Raw genomic sequence first — 15,435 nt, 5'->3', positions numbered from 1 at the left:
AATGGTGGCGGCCCCAGCCAGGACGGCACGGAGGGCAGGGAGCGGCCATCGGCGGTGAGGACCACCGACACGGCGCCGCCGGGCGCAGGATGGCACCCGGCGGCAGGCTCGGCAGTAGATCCACGCCATGCGTGGATGGCTGGGCCAGCATCAGTGCCGACCAACGGTCGGCACCCACCAGGGCAGGCCGGGCAGTAGAAGCCGCTCGGCAGTAGATCCACGCCATGCGTGGATGGCTGGGCCAGCATCAGTGCCGACCAAGGTCGGCACCCACCAAAGCAGGCCGGGCAGTAGAAGCCGCTCGGCAGTAGATCCACGCCATGCGTGGATGCTTTGCCTGGGAGGAATCCTAAAGCTCCAGCACCCGCCGGTAGCTCAGCGGCCCACGCCCATCGCGCAGGCCCAACCGCAGTTCCAGCCCGGTGGCCGGCAGCACCTCGCCTTCGCTCGGCAACAGCGCCCACCCGCGCCCGGCTGCCAGGCGCGTATCTCGAACCGCTGCACATCCCTGGCCACCGCAATGCCTTTCGACGGCTCAGGCGCGGGCAGGGGTATCGATCCGTCGCCGCGCCACTGGCCCGCCACAGCGTATTGCCCTGCCGCCACCAGCGCACCCGCTGCCAGCGTAGTCCATCACTGCCGACACTGCGGGTGATCTCCAGCGCGAAGCTGCCATCCGGGTGCCGTTCGCTTACCAGGGACGGAGGCAGCAGCCGCTGCGGTTGATCGGCCGGACGCACTGCACCATTCATCAGCGCGTCGTCGGCACGCATCTCGATATCGCGCTGGAACTGCTGCAGGATGCGCAGCGCCGTCGTGGTTTCGGCATCGGCCCGGCGCAGGCGCTGGTCGCTGCTGGCCACGCTGTCCAGCGCACGCCAGCAGATCAGCGCCAGCACACCCATGATGGTGATCGCGATCATCACTTCGATCAGGGTGAAGCCACGCGCGACCCGCTTCATTGCATGGTGGTCCATGGCAGCTGCATCCGCGCCAGGGACTGCTGCGGTGCATCTTCGGCCACCACGCTCAGTTCCAGTTGCGGCTGGCTGTCGCTGCCGGTGCCGAGATGTTGCAGCACCAGGAACGTGCTGCGCCCCTGCACGCAGCGCTGCCGTGCATCCTGCGGCGGCTGCCCAGCCAGGCGCAGCTCCTGCCAGCGGTCCTGCGCGCACATCAGTGCCAGCCGACGGTCGCGCAGGCGCGATTGATCGTCGGTAGCCACCGCCACCGAACGCATCACCGCCGCCAGTGCGATTGAAACGATCGCCAATGCGATCAGCACTTCGATCAGGGTGAACCCGTGCCTGTTCCGCTTCACTGCACGACCTGCAACTGTCCGCTGCCATCATCACGAAGACGCAGCTGGCGGCCCTGCAACGACAGCGTCAACTCCCACGCCACGCCAATCCATTCGGGGCTCAGTTCAATCGGCGTGGTCGGCTGCACCGCGATGCCCGCCAGCTGCCATGGTTGTGGGCGCAGCAGGTCGTCGCGCTGCACATCCACCCAACGGGTGCCTTCGCGGCGGCTGAAGCGGTAGCCGGCGGCGTCGGCCTGCCAGCGCAGGGGGCGGCCATCGATCCGGGCCTCGTCGCGCGCCACCTGCAGGCGCTGCGCCAACTGTTCGGCTTCCTGTCGCAGCTGCCGGCCCGGGTCGAGCAGGCTGCCCAGGCCCAGCCCGATACCCGCCGTGCAGATACCGATGATCACCAGCACCACCATCAGTTCCAGCAGGGTGAAACCACGCGGCACGCGCTGCATCGACGTTGCCTCCTGTCCGGGTCGATGCCTGCCAGCGTAGGCCCGCATGATGAAACAAAAGCGTCAGCCGCACCTGCTAGCGTGGGCAGACATGAACGTGGCGATGGTGCGGAACATGGACGGCAGGCGCTGGGATCGCAATCGCATGTTGGCCCTGCTGGCGGCGGCGCTGCTGCTGGCGGTGGTGGCCTACTGGAGCGTCACCCTGTCTGCGGTGGCGCCGGCGGCCGTGGCCAGCGAGGCGAAAGCCGAGGCGCCGGTGCGGCCGATGTTCGATGCAGTGGCCAGCCTGCCGCTGGTGCGCCTGTTGTCCCCCGGCGCAGTGCAGACCGAGGTGGTGGTGCTGGGCGTGTTGGCCGGCGACCACGCACCGCTGGCGCTGCTTTCGGTGGATGGGCGTCCTGCCGAAGCGTACGCGCCGGGTCAGCGGTTGGGGCCCTGCACGGTTCTCGCCAGCATCAGCGCCAACGCGGTGGAGCTGAACCAGGCGGGGCAGTTGCGCAGCCTGCCGGTTCCCGAGCTGCCGCCGGTACCAAGCGATGGCATCGTGCCGGCCGGTCGGCAGAGCGGCACGCAGTAGCGCCGAGCCTGCGCTCGGCGGCTTTCGCGCCGTGGCATCGCCGATGAATGCAAAGACAGCCGAGCGCGCGCTCAGCCCCACAGCTGCGGAGGCTCAGCGCGCAGGTCGCTGCGGCACCACCGAGCGACCGAACGCATCGCCCATGCGCTGCCGCGTGCCTTCCAGGTTGTACTGCATCAGCTGGTTGCCGGGCTGCTGCATCAGGCGTTCGGCTTCGGGGAGCGCCGCCGACTTCGCCGGCCTTGTCGCAGGCGCCAGCTTGCGTTGCAGACAGTCCCAGGCCGGAATCCGCTCGCCGTTGACCAGTACTTCGATGCAGGGCGCAGCTTCTTCCTGCTTCTTCGCCTCGTCGGCGCGACCCGATGGCAGCGCCAGCAGCAGGGCGAGGGCGAGGGCAGCGCGCAGGTCCGGCATCAACGATTCACACATCTCGAATCTCCCGCAGCAATCGATGTCCTGCAATGAAGACGGGTGGCCAAGGCAGGGTCCGCCTGCGTGCGTTGCGGCGCTTTCAAAAGATGACAGTGCTGTCACAAAACTGTTGGCGGCTTTGACGCGATGTACACGTCCTGTTGGTAGATCCACGCGCCGCTCCCTGGCCCCTCCCTTCGATACGACGCGATGCCTTCAATGAATCCTGTTCCGTGCCGAGCCGTTCGCCTTCCGCTGTGCCTGCATCCGCTGGTGCTGGCCCTGGCCGCGATGCCGCTGCCGCTGTTCGCGCAGGAGGCAGCACCCGCGCCCAGCGTGAACATCAACGAATACGTCGTGCGCGGCAACACGGTGCTCGATCCGCGGCAGATTGAACGTGCGGTGGAACCGTTCCTCGGCCCGGGCAAGACCCTGGCCGATGTTGAGAAGGCGCGCGATGCGGTCCATGCGCTCTACCAGCAGGCCGGCTACCAGTCGGTCTACGTCGAGCTACCCGAGCAGCAGGTCAGTGGGGGCGTGGTGCTGCTGAAGGTGCAGCAGACGCCGATCGGCCAGCTGCGCGTGGTCGGCACCCGCCACGAGTCGCCCGAACGCATTCGGGAACGTGTACCGGCGCTGGCCGAGGGCAAGGTGCCTGACTTCGACCAGGTCCAGAAGGAATTGACCGCACTGAACGAAGGCGGACGTCGCCAGGTGATGCCACTGGTGCGCGAAGGCCAGGTGCCGGGCACGATGGATGTGGACCTGCAGGTCGAGGAGAAGTCGCCGTGGCGTGCCAGTGCGTCACTCAACAACGACCATAGCGCCGACACCGAGAAGCTGCGCCTGAGTGCATCGCTGGCCTACGACAACCTGTGGAAGCGTGGGCACAGCGCCAACCTCGGCGTGTATCTGGCGCCGGAAGACACGAAGCAGGCCGAGGTGTTCTCGGCCTCGTACACGATGCCGTTCGAAGGTACGCCGTGGAGCCTGGAAGCCTCCGGCTACAGATCCGACAGCCGCGTGTTGAATGCAGGTGGGCAGGTCGGTACCGGCACCGGCACCAATGTGATCGGCAACGGCCATTCGATCGGCCTCAAGCTCAACTACCGCCTGCCGGGCAGCAGCCAGTGGTGGCGCCAGCTCAGCCTCGGCGTGGATTTCAAGGACACCGAGGAAGACACGCAGATGGGCAAGGAGAGCCTGAAGACGCCGCTGAGGTACGCGCCGATCACTCTGGCGTTTGTCGGTGTACGCCAGGGCGAGCAGGATCAGTTGAGCATCAACACCCAGCTGGTGGCCGGTACGCGTCGCTTGTTCGGCTACGGCAGTGACGCCACCGCGTTCGGGCAGAAGCGCTACTGGGCCGACCCGAGTTTCGTGGCGTTCAAGGCCGACGTGGCCAACACGCATACCTTCGGCAGCGACTGGCAATGGTATGCGCGCGGCTCGCTGCAGGTAACCGATGCGCCACTGGTGTCGGCCGAGCAGTTCGCCGCAGGTGGAATGTACACCGTGCGCGGCTACCTGTCGGCCGAGGCGATCGGCGACTACGGCGGCCTGGCCAGCCTGGAATGGCGCACGCCTGCGTGGTCACTGTGGCGCGGCACCGACCTGCGCGTCTACAGCTTTGCCGACGCGGCCTATCTGCGCCTGCGCCAGCCGCTGCCCGAACAGCGCGACAAGTACAACCTGGCCTCGGTCGGCCTGGGCGCGCAGCTGCGCCTGGGTCAACACCTGCAACTGCGCCTGGACTACGCCTGGCCGTATGCCGATGGCCCGGTCACGCGCAAGGACGACCCGCGCCTGCATTTCAACATCAGCACCAGTTACTGACCCTTCCCTTGAACATGCGTTCTCCGGAGACCCTTCGCATGGACCGTTTGCTTTCCCGAGTGTTGTTGCTGCTGGCCGCGCTGGTTGCGCTGCCGGTGGCTGCGGCCGATTCCAATTGGTGGCAGGCCGAATGGAAGTACCGCAAGCCGATCACCATCGACGCCGGCCCGCAGGGCGCGGGCCTGGCCGGTGACCCGGGCCGCACGCCGCTGCTGCTGCGCCTGCATACCGGCAACTTCGGCTTCGACGGAACCCAGGATGCGGGCAACGACCTGCGCTTCGTCTCGGGTGATGGCCGTACCGTGCTGGCCCACCAGATCGAACAGTTCGATCCCAGGATGGGCCTGGCCCTGGTCTGGGTCGACGTACCGGCAGTCAGCGCTGCCGCGCCGCAGACGATCTGGATGTACTACGGCAATGAGAAGGCACCGGCCAGCGGCAACGGCCAGCAGGTGTTCGATCCGGACTACACGCTGGTCTACCACTTTGCCGAGGCCAATGCGCCGGCACGCGACACCACCGCCTATGGCAACAATGCCGGTGCGGTGGTGCCGCCGTCGGAAGGCTCGGTGATCGGCCGTGGCGTGCAGCTGGGCGCCGGTCCGCTGCCGCTGCCGGCCAGCGCATCGCTGGCTCAGGAAGCGGGCGCGCCGCTCACCGTTTCAGCCTGGATCAAGCCGGGCGGCAACACTGCGGCGCAGGCGATCTATGCGCGTCGCGACGGCGCATCCGAGCTGGTGCTGGGCATCGAGAACCGCGTGCCGTTCGTGCAGCTCAATGGCCAGCGCAGCACGCCCGCGCAGCCGGTTCCGGAAGGACAGTGGGCACACGTTGCACTGACGGCAGAGAAGGGCGCGTTGCAGCTGTACCTCAACGGGCGCGTCGTTGCCCAGCTGAGCGGTGCGCTGCCGGCGCTGGGCACGGCTCCGGTGGTGGGTGCCGATGCGCCGGGGGCGGTGCAGCCACTGGCCAACTTCGAAGGTGCGCTGGATGAACTGCGCGTCTCGCGCGTGGCACGGCCGGCCGCGCTGCTGCTGGCCGATGCCACCGCACAGGGTGCCGATTCGCGGCTGATCAGCTACGGCGCGGACGAGCAGTCAGCCGGGCAGAGCCACTTCGCCTTCATCCTCAAGGCGATGCCGTTCGATGCCTGGGTGGTGGTCGCGATCCTCGGCCTGATGATGCTGCTGTCGTGGGCGATCATGATCGCCAAGGGGCGGCACTTCGGCCGTACCAGCAAGGCCAATGCGGTGTTCACCGAGAGCTTCGGCAAGCTGTCCGGCGTGCCGCTGCGCACCCTGTCCGACATGGACCGCCAGGGCAAGGCGCCGGCCGCGATGCACGATGGCTCGTTGTGGCGCATCTACCAGGTGGCCATCGATGAAATGCAGCAGCGCCACCAGCGCGATGGCAACAGCGGTTACCTCAGTGGTGCCACCATCGCGGCGATCCGTGCCTCGATGGATGCGGTGATGGTGCGTGAGCAGGAGGCGATGGCACGGCGCATGAACTGGCTGTCGACCACCATCGAGGGGGCCCCGTATGTGGGCCTGTTCGGCACCGTGATCGGCATCATGCTGGTGTTCGTGGTGGCGGCGATGGCTGGCGCGGTCGACATCAACTCGGTGGCACCCGGCATGGCCGCAGCGTTGCTGTGTACTGCGGCTGGCCTCGGCGTCGCGATCCCGGCGCTGTTCGGCTACAACTACCTGGGCGCGCGTGCCGAAGCGATCGGCGCGGACATGGCGGTGTTCATCGACGAGTTCGCCGCGCGCCTGGCTGAAGAGCAGGACGGGCGCGGCCCGGCCGCGGTCCAGGGCTGAGGAGCGCGCCATGGGCCAGAAGGCGAAGTTCGGCATCAAGAAGCGCGAGAAGGGCATCAACGTGACGCCCTTCGTCGACGTGCTGCTGGTGGTGCTGGTGATCTTCATCCTGACCAGCAACGCCTCCGTCCCCGGTATCGAGGTCAACCTGCCGAAGGCGAGCAACAGCGTGGCGCTGGAGAAGCCGAAGACCAAGGCGATCACCATCGACCCCAGCGGCCAGGTGTTCCTGGATGCCTACCCGGTGACGATGGCCGAGCTGGAAGACCGGTTGCGTACCGAGCGCGCGACCACGCCGGATTTCCCGGTGATCGTGCGCGGAGACGCACAGGTGCAGTATGCCCGCGTGGTCGAGGTGCTGGACCTGCTGCGGCGCCTGGAGCTGGCCCAGGTGGGCCTGGTCACCGGCAAGGCGCAGGGCTGAGGCATGACCGCCCATCAACCCCCCGGCCGGAGCCCGGCATGCGTGGTCGCCCGTTGCTGGTGACCGTCGCGCTGGTGCTGGTCGCGTTGCTGGTGCTCGGCGTCGCGCTGTGGTGGCTGTTGTTCAAGGACACCGCCAGCACCCGCCGGCCGGTGGTGCAGCCGCCGATGCTGGCGTTGCCGCCACCGCCTCCGCCACCCCGCCGCCACCGGAAGAACCGCCGGAACCGGAAACGCCGCCGGAAGAGACGATGCCCGAACCGGAGCCGCTGGATCAGCCGACGCCGGCCGAAGAGCCGACGCCGACCCCGGACAACAGCGATCCGGTGACGATGAACGCCGACGCGCAGGCCGGTGGCGACAACTTCGGCATCCAGTCCGGCAGTGGTGGCGGTTCGTCCGGTGTCGGTCGTGGCGGTGCCGGCAACGCCACCTATGGGCGCTACCTCGGCTACCTGATGCAGCAGGCGATCTCGCGCGACGACAAGGTCAAGCGCCTGGCGTTCCAGTTGCAGGTGAATGTGTGGCTGGCCAGCGATGGTCGCCTGGAAAAGGTCGAGCTGGTGCGTGGCAGTGGCAACGAGGAGGCCGACGCGGCCGTGCTCGATGCACTGCGTCGCATCGGCAAGGTCGACCAGGCACCGCCGCCGTCGCTTGATTTCCCCGCCCGCGTCCTGATCCAGGGCCGCCGGCCCGGGGCCTGATTCCCCGACCTCCATGATTTCCCTTCATTCGATGAGAACCGTGATGAACGACCACGTCCGCGCACGAACCGATTCCCGCCGCCCGCGGCCGGCCCGACGGGCGCTGCTGTGCTGCGCCGTGCTGCTCAACCTGGCCGCCCCGGCCGGCGCGATGGCCGCCGAAACCACCATGGTCAAGCTGATCAAGGGGTTGATCGCCAGCGGTGCACTGAAACCCGAAGACGGCCAGGCATTGCTGGTGCAGGCGCAGGCCGAAGCAGCAGCGTTGCAGCACACCGCGGCCGCCGGGACACCGGCCGCCAGTGGTGGCGTGGCCCTGGAGGCCGGTGACGTGCGCGTGCCGTACGTACCGCAGAGCGTGCGCGACGGCATTCGTGACGAAGTGCGCCAGGAGGTGATGACGCAGGCCAGGTCCGAGGGCTGGGCGGCGCCGAACGAAGTGGCTGAGTGGACCAAGCGCATCAAGGTCACCGGTGACATGCGCGTGCGGAGCGAGTCGCGCTTCTTCTCCGAACGCAACAGCGACATCGTCAGCAACTGGTCGTCGATCAATTCCGGCAACGGCTTCGACACCAATACCAACACCAACCTGCAGCTGCCACCGCTGCTGAACACCCGCCAGGACCGCCGCAACCTGTGGCGCATCCGCGCCCGCCTCGGCATCGAGGCGACCATCGGCCAGCACACCACGGCTGGCGTGCGCCTGGCCAGCGGCAGCAGCAATGGCCCGGTGTCAACCACCGAGCAGCTGGGTGGTGGCCTGAGCAAGAAGGACGTGTGGCTGGACCAGGCCTGGCTGGCCTATAGCCCGGCCGACTGGGTGACGGTGCGCGGCGGCCGCTTCGGCAATCCGTTCTGGACCAGCGATACGCTGTTCTCCAACGACCTGAACTTCGATGGCCTGGCCGCCAACCTGCAGTACGACTTCGACGGCGGTGACCTTGGCCTGTTCGGCAATCTGGCGGTGGTACCGCTGGAGTACACCTCCGACAGCGCGCCCAGCCAGAGCCGGGTCAAGACCCCGAACGAGAACAAGTGGCTGTCCGGTGCACAGGTCGGCGTGAACTGGCGTTTCAACGATGACAACGCGCTGCGCGCGGCGCTGGGTTACTACGACTTCAAGAACATCAGCGGCCGCCTGTCCTCGCCGTGCGCGCTGTATGCGGGCGCGGTGGGCTGCGATACCGACTGGTCGCGCCCGGCGTTCATGCAGAAGGGCAACACCCTGATGCTGATCCGCGACATCGCACGCAACCCGCTGGATCCAGCCAACACGCCCACCCCGCAGTACGTCGGCCTGGCCTCGGCATTCCGCCTGGCCACGCTGAACCTGCGCTGGGATACGCAGCTGGCCCAGGGCATCGGCCTGCGCCTAGACGGCGACTACATCCGCAACCTGGCCTACGACAAGCAGGCGATGTTCAGCCGCGCCAACAACGGCATCGTCAACAACTACGGCGCCGGTGGTACCGCCAGCATCGACACCTTCCGCAGCGGCGACACCGCCTGGATGGTGCAGGCCACCTTCGGTGCCACCGACCTGAAGGAGAAGGGCCAGTGGCAGGCGCTGCTGGGCTACAAGCGCATCGAGGCCGATGCGCTGCCGGACGCCTACAACGACCCGAACTTCCACCTCGGAGGCACCAATGCCCGCGGCTACTACGTGGGCGGCGCCTACGCGCTGGACGCGCGCAGCTGGATCAGCGGCAAGTGGATGGCGGCCAAGGAAGTGTCCGGTGCTCCACTGTCGATCGATGTGTTCCAGCTGGAGTTCAATACCGGGTTCTGAGTGACGGCGTGATGTGGATCACGTAGTGCGTGGCGGGGGCGCAGCGATGCGCCCGTCTAAGGAAAGGAGACCACGCGCTGCACATAAGGAGGAGTGGATGAGCCGTCGCAAGCTGTTCGAGAGTTCCGAACCGTCCAGCCGATCGCTGGGCATCGGCCCGGCCTATGTCTCGGTGGAGGGGCTGCGCCAGCACCTGGCGGAGTTCCTGCTGTACGCAGGCCGGCCGGTGGTGATCATGCGCGGGCGCAGCGAAGTGGGGTATTTCCTGCCAGCGCGCTGCTGGCGCCAGCGTGACGATGATCCGCTGGCCGCCGCCGCCGCCGACGAACTGCTGGACGCGGCCGGGTTCCAGGCCGAGGATATCCAGCAGGTAGAGCAGGAATTCAACGCGATGCGCCAGCGCACCGTACTGCATTCACGGCGCTGAGCCTTTTGCAGAGCCGGGCATGGGTTTGGCTCTACAGTAGATCCACGCCATGCGTGGATGGGGTTACGCAGCACCCCGTGCTCACTGGTGATGCGTGCACCCTCGCGCATCACCAGGGTCACCGGGGTCTTCTCCACCACCTCCAGCAACCGCTGCCACTGCGCATCACTCAGCTCGGCGCTGGCATGCAGCACGCGGTGCACGTGGAAACGTCCATCCTCGTCACGTTCCGAGCGCAGCTCGGCATGGAACTCGCCCAGATCCCAGCCCTTGCGCTGCGCATACATGCGCAGGGTGATGGCGGTACACGCCGCCAGCGAGGCCAGGTACAGGTCGAACGGCGCAAAGCCCTTGCCCTGGCCACCCAGCGAGGCAGGCTCGTCCGCATCGACATCAAAGCTGCCGTTGCTGATGTGGTGCAGATAGTCGTCGGCGGTCGAAACAATGTGTGCGTAGGCCATCACGTTCTCCATCTGTCTGTGGCGTCGAGCCACGCTCGACTGCGCCAAAAAGGGCGGCCCCAGCCAGGACCGGGGCCGCCACCCCATCACTCGGTACGATCGTACGAGAACTGGATGCCCGCGGTACCACCGGTTGCGATGAAGAGGTTCATGAAATCCGGGACCGTTGCCGAGCGGGCCCAGTCGCGCTGCAGTTCGCAGAGCACCTGCCATGCGTGGATGAACGAGCCCGCGGCTTGCCGCCCACGGCCGCGCAGCCCACAATCCACGTCCGGACCGTCGCCATCACGCCCATCATTCCCCGGTCCGGCCTTGGCACCTATGTCTCCCAATGCCCTGGCGCTGGTCGAGCTGCTGATCCGCGAGCGCCGCGCGTTGTCCCGCTTCATCGCACGCTATCTCGACCCGGCCAGTACCGAGGACACCCTGCAGAACCTGTACCTGAAGGCCAGCAGCGTGCCCGGCGATCCGCCCATCCTGGAGCCGCGCGGCTATCTGTACCGGATGGCCTACCATCATGCGCTCAACCGCAGCCAGGCCGACGCCCGCGAGCGACGTGCCATGGCCGAGTACGCCGTCGACATGGCCGAGGCCAGTCGCGATGGCGAGGCACAGGCGCTGGACCAGGCGCAGCTACGCGAGATCACCCAGACCATCCTCGCCCTGCCGGTCCAGGTGCGCGAGTGCTTTGTCCTCAATCGATACCTGGGCCTGAGCGAGCGTGAGATCGCTGCGCGCCTCGGCATTTCCAAGAGTCTGGTCGGCAAGCATGTGCTGCGTGCAGCGTTGCTGATCCAACAGCATCAGCAGGGGGCGCGGCGATGAGCGGCGATTACCGTGGGCAGATCGCGCCCGCCGTTGTCACAACAGGAAAGCGCACCCGTTCGTGGTGCGGCAGGCCACAATCATGACCACCTCCGAACCCTCGCCGCGTCAGGCCAGGCAGGCGTTGCGCTGGGTGATACTGCGCAGTGCAGGCCCGCTGCCGGAACGCCAGCAACGAGCCCTGCAGCGCTGGCTGCAGGCCGATCCCCGCCACGCGCGGGCCTGGCGCCAGCAGCAGGCCTTCTGGCAGCGGTTGGACGCTGCCGGGCCGGAGGTGCTGGCAGCGCTGCCCGAGCTGACCGCAGATCGGCAGGGGCTGCGCCCGATCGCACCGCGCCGCCGTCTGCCCTGGCTGCTCGCCAGTGCTGCGGCCGCAGTGCTGATGGTCGCGGCCGCACCACACGCGTTGCTGCTGGCGCGCAGCGATGTGCGCAGCAGTGATGCGCCGCGCGTGGTGCGGCTGGACGACGGCAGCACGGCGGTACTCGATGCCTGCACCGCACTGGCATTCACGTTCGATGGCCAGCAGCGGCGCGTGCAGCTGCTGCGCGGGCAGGCCTGGTTCCAGGTGGCGCATGAGCAGCGACCGTTCCAGGTCGAGGCCGGCGGTGGCCAGATCCGCGATATCGGTACGGCGTTCAGCGTGTCGATGCAGGGCGCCACCATCACCACCGACGTCAGCGAGGGCGTGGTCGATGTGCGCCCGGGCGATGGCAGCGTGCAGCGCCTGCGCGCCGGGCAGGTGCGCGCGTTCCGTGACGGGCGCTGGTTGCAGCCGCTGCGGGAGGCCGCGCCGGAGGCGATGGCGCCGTGGCGCCGTGGTGAGGTGGTGATCGACGGTCTGCCTGCCGCGCAGGCCATCGCCGATCTCGGCCGCTACCGGCGTGCCCCGGTCTGGGTGGTGGCCGGGCAGGGCACACGCGTGCGGGTCAGTGGCCTGTTCCATCTGCAGCAACCGGACACGGCCATCGACGCCGTGGCCGCGCAGGCGGGACTGCGGGTGCAGCGCTTGCCCGGTGGTGCGTTGCTGGTGTGGTGAGGCGCCCGCGGAGCACGCATGAACAGGCTGCATGAAAAAACATGAAAAAACCGTGGGCAGTCGTCGTACCCCGCTGTCTATAGAGGTATAGCCAGAGCGAAACCGCGTTTCTTCTCAAGCCAGACACACCACCGGGCACCGGTCGTGACCGTGGTCCCGCCCCGCTTGAGGAGTTCCTGTCCATGCCGTCCACGGCATCCGCCTGTCATCGTCGCGCTACCGTCCTGTCCTTGGCGATCTCCACCGCATTGTTGCCGTTGGCCTGGGTGCCGGTGGTGCAGGCGCAAGCAGCGGTGGCCGCACCGCTGCGCACTTACGCCATTCCGGAACAACCGTTGGCCGATGCCGTGCGCAGCTTTGGCCGCCAGGCCGATGTGCAGGTGGTCTTCCGCAGTGACCTGGTGGAGGGCCGTCGATCCAGCGCGGTGAGCGGCGAGTACAGCCAGATGCAGGCCCTGCAGCAGCTGCTGCGCGGCAGTGGGGTGCGTGCCCAGCGCGGCATGGATGGCACCTGGAGCCTGCGCGCCGCAGCGGAGGCGGGGGAAGGGGACGGGGAAGGGGTGCGGGTGACCGAAACACTGGACGTGGCCGGTCGCCTGCAGTCGGAAGGGGGCGAGGCCCGCGATCGGCGCGGCTACGACGATGTCTTCGCGCTGGATCTGACCACGGCGTACTCGGGGCGCGACCGGGTGGAGCGCTACCGCGGCTCCAATCCGGCCGACGTGGTCAAGGATCTGGTCGGTGTGTTCAGCGGTGATGCGCGCAACAGCGGCGCGCTGGACATCAACATCCGCGGCATCCAGGGGCCGGGGCGGGTGCCGGTCAGCATTGACGGTGGCGAGCAGGCGCTCACGGTCTGGCGCGGCTACAACGGCGTCAGCAACCGCAACTACATCGATCCCAACCTGATCGGTGGCATCCAGGTCATCAAGGGGCCAGGGCTGGTGCGCGATGTGCACAGCGGGATTGGTGGTGCGCTGGTGATCAAGACCATCGACGTTGACGACATTGTTGCTGCCGGCGAGCGCTTCGGCGGGGAGCTGAAGATCGAAGGCAGCAGCAATGCGGTGGCGCCACGCCTGCCGCGGCTGCATACCGGCGAGGATTACCGCACGGTGCCGGGGTTCCCGCAGGGCTCGCCCTCGGCACCTTATGCCGACAGCACGCTGCTGGTGCCGGTGAAGTCGCGCGGTTCTGAAACCAATGTGTTCGCCGGGGAAGACCAGGCCTGGCGGCTGGCGTTGGGCCTGCGTGGCGAACACGTGGACCTGATGGCGGCCTATGCCTGGCGCAAGCGGGGCAACTACTTTTCCGGCACCCGGGGCGCGGCGTACTACGACCGGGATCCGCGCGAGCAGTTCGAGTACAAGGGCCTGGACTACATCACCACGCTGGCGCGCTACTTCAAGCCCGGCGACGAGGTGCCCAACACCTCCAGCGAGCAGGAGTCGTGGTTGCTGAAGGCGACCTGGCAGATCAGCGACGACCAGCAGCTGCGCGCGACCTGGCGGCGCACGCTCTCGCACTACGGCGAGATCATGCCCTCGCGTATCCTGTCCGCGCCCGACTACGGTCGCATCCAGTGGCCGCTCAGCCGCGTCGATGCCGATGCCTGGAACCTGGAATACCACTGGCAGCCTGCCGGCAGCCGCTGGCTGGACCTGCGTGCCAACCTGTGGCGCACCGAAACCACCAGCGATACGTACACCGCTGGCGGCTTCCCCAATTTTGCCAGCAACCCCGACTGGAACCCCGGCAGCAGCCCGATCCTGCGCAATACCGCGCTGGCCAATGCCCGCAACGACCGCACCGGCCTGACCCTGAGCAACCGCTTCGCGTTGCATTCCACCCTGGACCTGACCGTGGGCGGCAACTGGCAGTTCGAGAAACTGCGCTCGGCGGACCCGTACTTCGGCGTCAGCGATGGCTGGCGCATGTATCCGCGCGCGGGGCGCCGCCAGGAAGGCGAGGGCTACCTGGTGCTGGACTGGCGGCCGGTGGATTTCCTCTCCCTGAGTGCCGGCGTGCGCTACGCGCGCTATTGGGCCTTCGATGATTTCCTGCAGGACCACCCGGAGCTGATGACCACCTCGGTGTTCCCCAAGGAGGCCCGCTACCGCGTCAACGAACTGCCCGAACGCCCGGCCAGCCTGCAGGGCGAGATCGACGCCATCGAGTCGCAGCGCGCGTTCTGGGACAGCATCGGCATGGGCTTCATCGTTGATGATCTGCTGAAGGGCCTGCTGGGCAGGTATGAGACGCCGGTTGCGGTGGACCACACCATTCCGTGGCTGCCGGATGCGGACGGCAACTACAGCCGTGCCAGCAACCCTTGCCTGAATGGCCAGGTGGCGGCCATTCCCGGGCTGTTGCCGGTGCAGGGTGCGCAGATCCTGTGCAGCATCCAGAGCGGGCCGCCGCAGACGGTGTCCGGGCGCAATGAGCGCAGGCGCGACCATGCCTGGCTGCCGACCTTCTCGGCCACCGCGCATTTCTCGCCCAATGCGCGCGCCTACGTCCGCTACAGCGAGGCGGTGCGTTTCCCCAGCATGTTCGAGAGCACCATCGCGTTCTCCAGCAGCCTGAACCCGCTGTACCCGCTCAAGCCCGAGCACGCCTACAACTACGAAGTGGGCTACGTGCACAACCTGTCGGCGGTGTTCGGCAACACCGCTGATGCCGACGTGAAGCTGGCCTACTACGTGCACAAGACCCGCAACGTGATCGAGCGCGACGGCAATTTCCTGTTCGACAACCTGGACAAGCAGCGCATCCGCGGCGTGGAGCTGCAGGCGCGCTTCGACAACCGCCGCTTCTTCACCGACCTGGGCATCACCCGCACGCTGGAAAACAAGGTCTGTGATGAAAGCATGGCGGTGCAGCTCGACGCACTCGCCGGCAAGGTGCCCAACTGCGTGCAGGAGGGCTTCGTCAGCGGCTACCTGCTGACCCAGGCCATTCCCCGCTTGTCGGTGAACGCGTCGCTGGGCACCCGGCTGTTCGATGAGCGCCTGGAGCTGGGCAGCCGCATCGTGCATTACCAGCGCCACCAGAACCCGGACCTGCAGGCCTACCGTGACCGCCTGTACGCCGGCAGTGGTGGCCTGATCTGGCAGAACGTGCCGTTCACCTGGGGAAACATCACCACCGTCGATGCCTACGCGCGCTGGCGCATCAACGACCATGCCAGCGTCGAGCTGGTCGGCACCAACCTCGGCAACCGCTACTACGTCGACCCGGCCACGCGCTCCACGCTGCCGGCGCCAGGGCGCACGCTGAAGCTCGGTGTCACTGCACGCTTCTGATGACCTGCCTCGTTGTTGTACCCGTTGTTCCCTCAACCCAAGGAGTAG

Annotated in this window: 13 protein-coding genes and 2 pseudogenes; 10 read left to right on the top strand and 5 right to left on the bottom strand. The window is 67.5% G+C overall.

The features are described from left to right. Nucleotides 1-349: 349 nt before the first annotated feature. The 3 genes and pseudogenes from DL544_RS22485 to gspH form a co-directional block, all read right to left on the bottom strand. A pseudogene (locus DL544_RS22485) lies at nucleotides 350-962 on the bottom strand (prepilin-type N-terminal cleavage/methylation domain-containing protein). Then, complete coding sequence (gene gspI, locus DL544_RS11765) at nucleotides 959-1,321, bottom strand: type II secretion system minor pseudopilin GspI (protein ID WP_005416768.1); 363 nt, start codon at nucleotides 1,319-1,321, stop codon at nucleotides 959-961. Before gspI ends, DL544_RS22485 begins: the two are co-directional and overlap by 4 nt. After that, complete coding sequence (gene gspH / locus DL544_RS11760; protein ID WP_065196397.1) at nucleotides 1,318-1,764, bottom strand: type II secretion system minor pseudopilin GspH; 447 nt, start codon at nucleotides 1,762-1,764, stop codon at nucleotides 1,318-1,320. The genes gspI and gspH overlap by 4 nt, the downstream gene beginning before the upstream one ends. A gap of 103 nt (nucleotides 1,765-1,867) precedes the next feature. On the opposite strand from gspH, the gene DL544_RS11755 reads away from it, so the two are divergent. Beyond that, nucleotides 1,868-2,344, top strand: a complete 477-nt coding sequence (locus tag DL544_RS11755) for a general secretion pathway protein (RefSeq protein ID WP_176556922.1) — start codon at nucleotides 1,868-1,870, stop codon at nucleotides 2,342-2,344. A gap of 93 nt (nucleotides 2,345-2,437) precedes the next feature. On the opposite strand, the gene DL544_RS11750 is transcribed toward DL544_RS11755, so the two are convergent. Next, a complete protein-coding gene (locus DL544_RS11750) occupies nucleotides 2,438-2,773 on the bottom strand; it encodes a hypothetical protein (protein WP_053500982.1) in 336 nt (111 codons plus the stop codon). Between the two features lie 201 nt (nucleotides 2,774-2,974). Here DL544_RS11750 and DL544_RS11745 point away from each other — a divergent pair, with 201 nt between their 5' ends. The 6 genes from DL544_RS11745 to DL544_RS22480 all read left to right on the top strand — a co-directional run bounded on the left by DL544_RS11745 (nucleotide 2,975) and on the right by DL544_RS22480 (nucleotide 9,757). Next, complete coding sequence (locus DL544_RS11745; protein WP_139727182.1) at nucleotides 2,975-4,591, top strand: ShlB/FhaC/HecB family hemolysin secretion/activation protein; 1,617 nt, start codon at nucleotides 2,975-2,977, stop codon at nucleotides 4,589-4,591. Nucleotides 4,592-4,629: 38 nt separating this feature from the next. Then, the gene (locus DL544_RS11740; RefSeq protein ID WP_139727180.1) at nucleotides 4,630-6,414 is read left to right on the top strand and encodes a DUF2341 domain-containing protein; all 1,785 of its coding nucleotides are present in this window, start codon (nucleotides 4,630-4,632) and stop codon (nucleotides 6,412-6,414) included. Nucleotides 6,415-6,424: 10 nt separating this feature from the next. Beyond that, nucleotides 6,425-6,838, top strand: a complete 414-nt coding sequence (locus DL544_RS11735) for an ExbD/TolR family protein (RefSeq protein WP_139727179.1) — start codon at nucleotides 6,425-6,427, stop codon at nucleotides 6,836-6,838. A 109-nt stretch (nucleotides 6,839-6,947) separates the two neighbouring features. Further along, complete coding sequence (gene tolA / locus DL544_RS11730) at nucleotides 6,948-7,541, top strand: cell envelope integrity protein TolA (protein ID WP_255312940.1); 594 nt, start codon at nucleotides 6,948-6,950, stop codon at nucleotides 7,539-7,541. Nucleotides 7,542-7,584: 43 nt separating this feature from the next. Next, the gene (locus tag DL544_RS11725; protein WP_139727178.1) at nucleotides 7,585-9,330 is read left to right on the top strand and encodes a putative porin; all 1,746 of its coding nucleotides are present in this window, start codon (nucleotides 7,585-7,587) and stop codon (nucleotides 9,328-9,330) included. Between the two features lie 97 nt (nucleotides 9,331-9,427). Beyond that, complete coding sequence (locus tag DL544_RS22480) at nucleotides 9,428-9,757, top strand: hypothetical protein (protein ID WP_053500994.1); 330 nt, start codon at nucleotides 9,428-9,430, stop codon at nucleotides 9,755-9,757. A gap of 74 nt (nucleotides 9,758-9,831) precedes the next feature. Here DL544_RS22480 and DL544_RS11715 read toward each other — a convergent pair. Then, nucleotides 9,832-10,218 (bottom strand): annotated as a pseudogene (locus DL544_RS11715) (OsmC family protein); the annotation flags it as partial. Nucleotides 10,219-10,539: 321 nt separating this feature from the next. On the opposite strand from DL544_RS11715, the gene DL544_RS11705 reads away from it, so the two are divergent. The 3 genes from DL544_RS11705 to DL544_RS11695 all read left to right on the top strand — a co-directional run bounded on the left by DL544_RS11705 (nucleotide 10,540) and on the right by DL544_RS11695 (nucleotide 15,387). Then, nucleotides 10,540-11,043 (top strand): RNA polymerase sigma factor, encoded by a 504-nt coding sequence (locus tag DL544_RS11705; protein WP_005416753.1) that lies wholly within the window; start codon nucleotides 10,540-10,542, stop codon nucleotides 11,041-11,043. An 82-nt stretch (nucleotides 11,044-11,125) separates the two neighbouring features. Beyond that, nucleotides 11,126-12,082 (top strand): FecR family protein, encoded by a 957-nt coding sequence (locus DL544_RS11700; RefSeq protein WP_065186513.1) that lies wholly within the window; start codon nucleotides 11,126-11,128, stop codon nucleotides 12,080-12,082. A 182-nt stretch (nucleotides 12,083-12,264) separates the two neighbouring features. Continuing rightward, complete coding sequence (locus DL544_RS11695) at nucleotides 12,265-15,387, top strand: TonB-dependent receptor (RefSeq protein WP_139727177.1); 3,123 nt, start codon at nucleotides 12,265-12,267, stop codon at nucleotides 15,385-15,387. Nucleotides 15,388-15,435 lie beyond the last annotated feature (48 nt).

This window comes from Stenotrophomonas sp. pho (genome assembly GCF_006228405.1).
Lineage (GTDB): Bacteria > Pseudomonadota > Gammaproteobacteria > Xanthomonadales > Xanthomonadaceae > Stenotrophomonas > Stenotrophomonas sepilia.
Note: the sequence above shows the minus strand (reverse complement) of the source record. Positions and strands in the feature narration are given on the sequence as shown.

Bases quoted from the DNA above. Each gene is read 5' to 3' on its own strand.
- DL544_RS22480 (WP_053500994.1), top strand. From the start codon at position 9,428: ATGAGCCGTCGCAAGCTGTTCGAGAGTTCCGAACCGTCCAGCCGATCG.
- gspH (WP_065196397.1), bottom strand. From the start codon at position 1,764: ATGCAGCGCGTGCCGCGTGGTTTCACCCTGCTGGAACTGATGGTGGTG.
- DL544_RS11745 (WP_139727182.1), top strand. From the start codon at position 2,975: ATGAATCCTGTTCCGTGCCGAGCCGTTCGCCTTCCGCTGTGCCTGCAT.
- DL544_RS11700 (WP_065186513.1), top strand. From the start codon at position 11,126: ATGACCACCTCCGAACCCTCGCCGCGTCAGGCCAGGCAGGCGTTGCGC.
- DL544_RS11750 (WP_053500982.1), bottom strand. From the start codon at position 2,773: ATGTGTGAATCGTTGATGCCGGACCTGCGCGCTGCCCTCGCCCTCGCC.
- DL544_RS11740 (WP_139727180.1), top strand. From the start codon at position 4,630: ATGGACCGTTTGCTTTCCCGAGTGTTGTTGCTGCTGGCCGCGCTGGTT.
- DL544_RS11705 (WP_005416753.1), top strand. From the start codon at position 10,540: ATGTCTCCCAATGCCCTGGCGCTGGTCGAGCTGCTGATCCGCGAGCGC.
- DL544_RS11695 (WP_139727177.1), top strand. From the start codon at position 12,265: ATGCCGTCCACGGCATCCGCCTGTCATCGTCGCGCTACCGTCCTGTCC.
- DL544_RS11725 (WP_139727178.1), top strand. From the start codon at position 7,585: ATGAACGACCACGTCCGCGCACGAACCGATTCCCGCCGCCCGCGGCCG.
- DL544_RS11735 (WP_139727179.1), top strand. From the start codon at position 6,425: ATGGGCCAGAAGGCGAAGTTCGGCATCAAGAAGCGCGAGAAGGGCATC.
- DL544_RS11755 (WP_176556922.1), top strand. From the start codon at position 1,868: ATGGTGCGGAACATGGACGGCAGGCGCTGGGATCGCAATCGCATGTTG.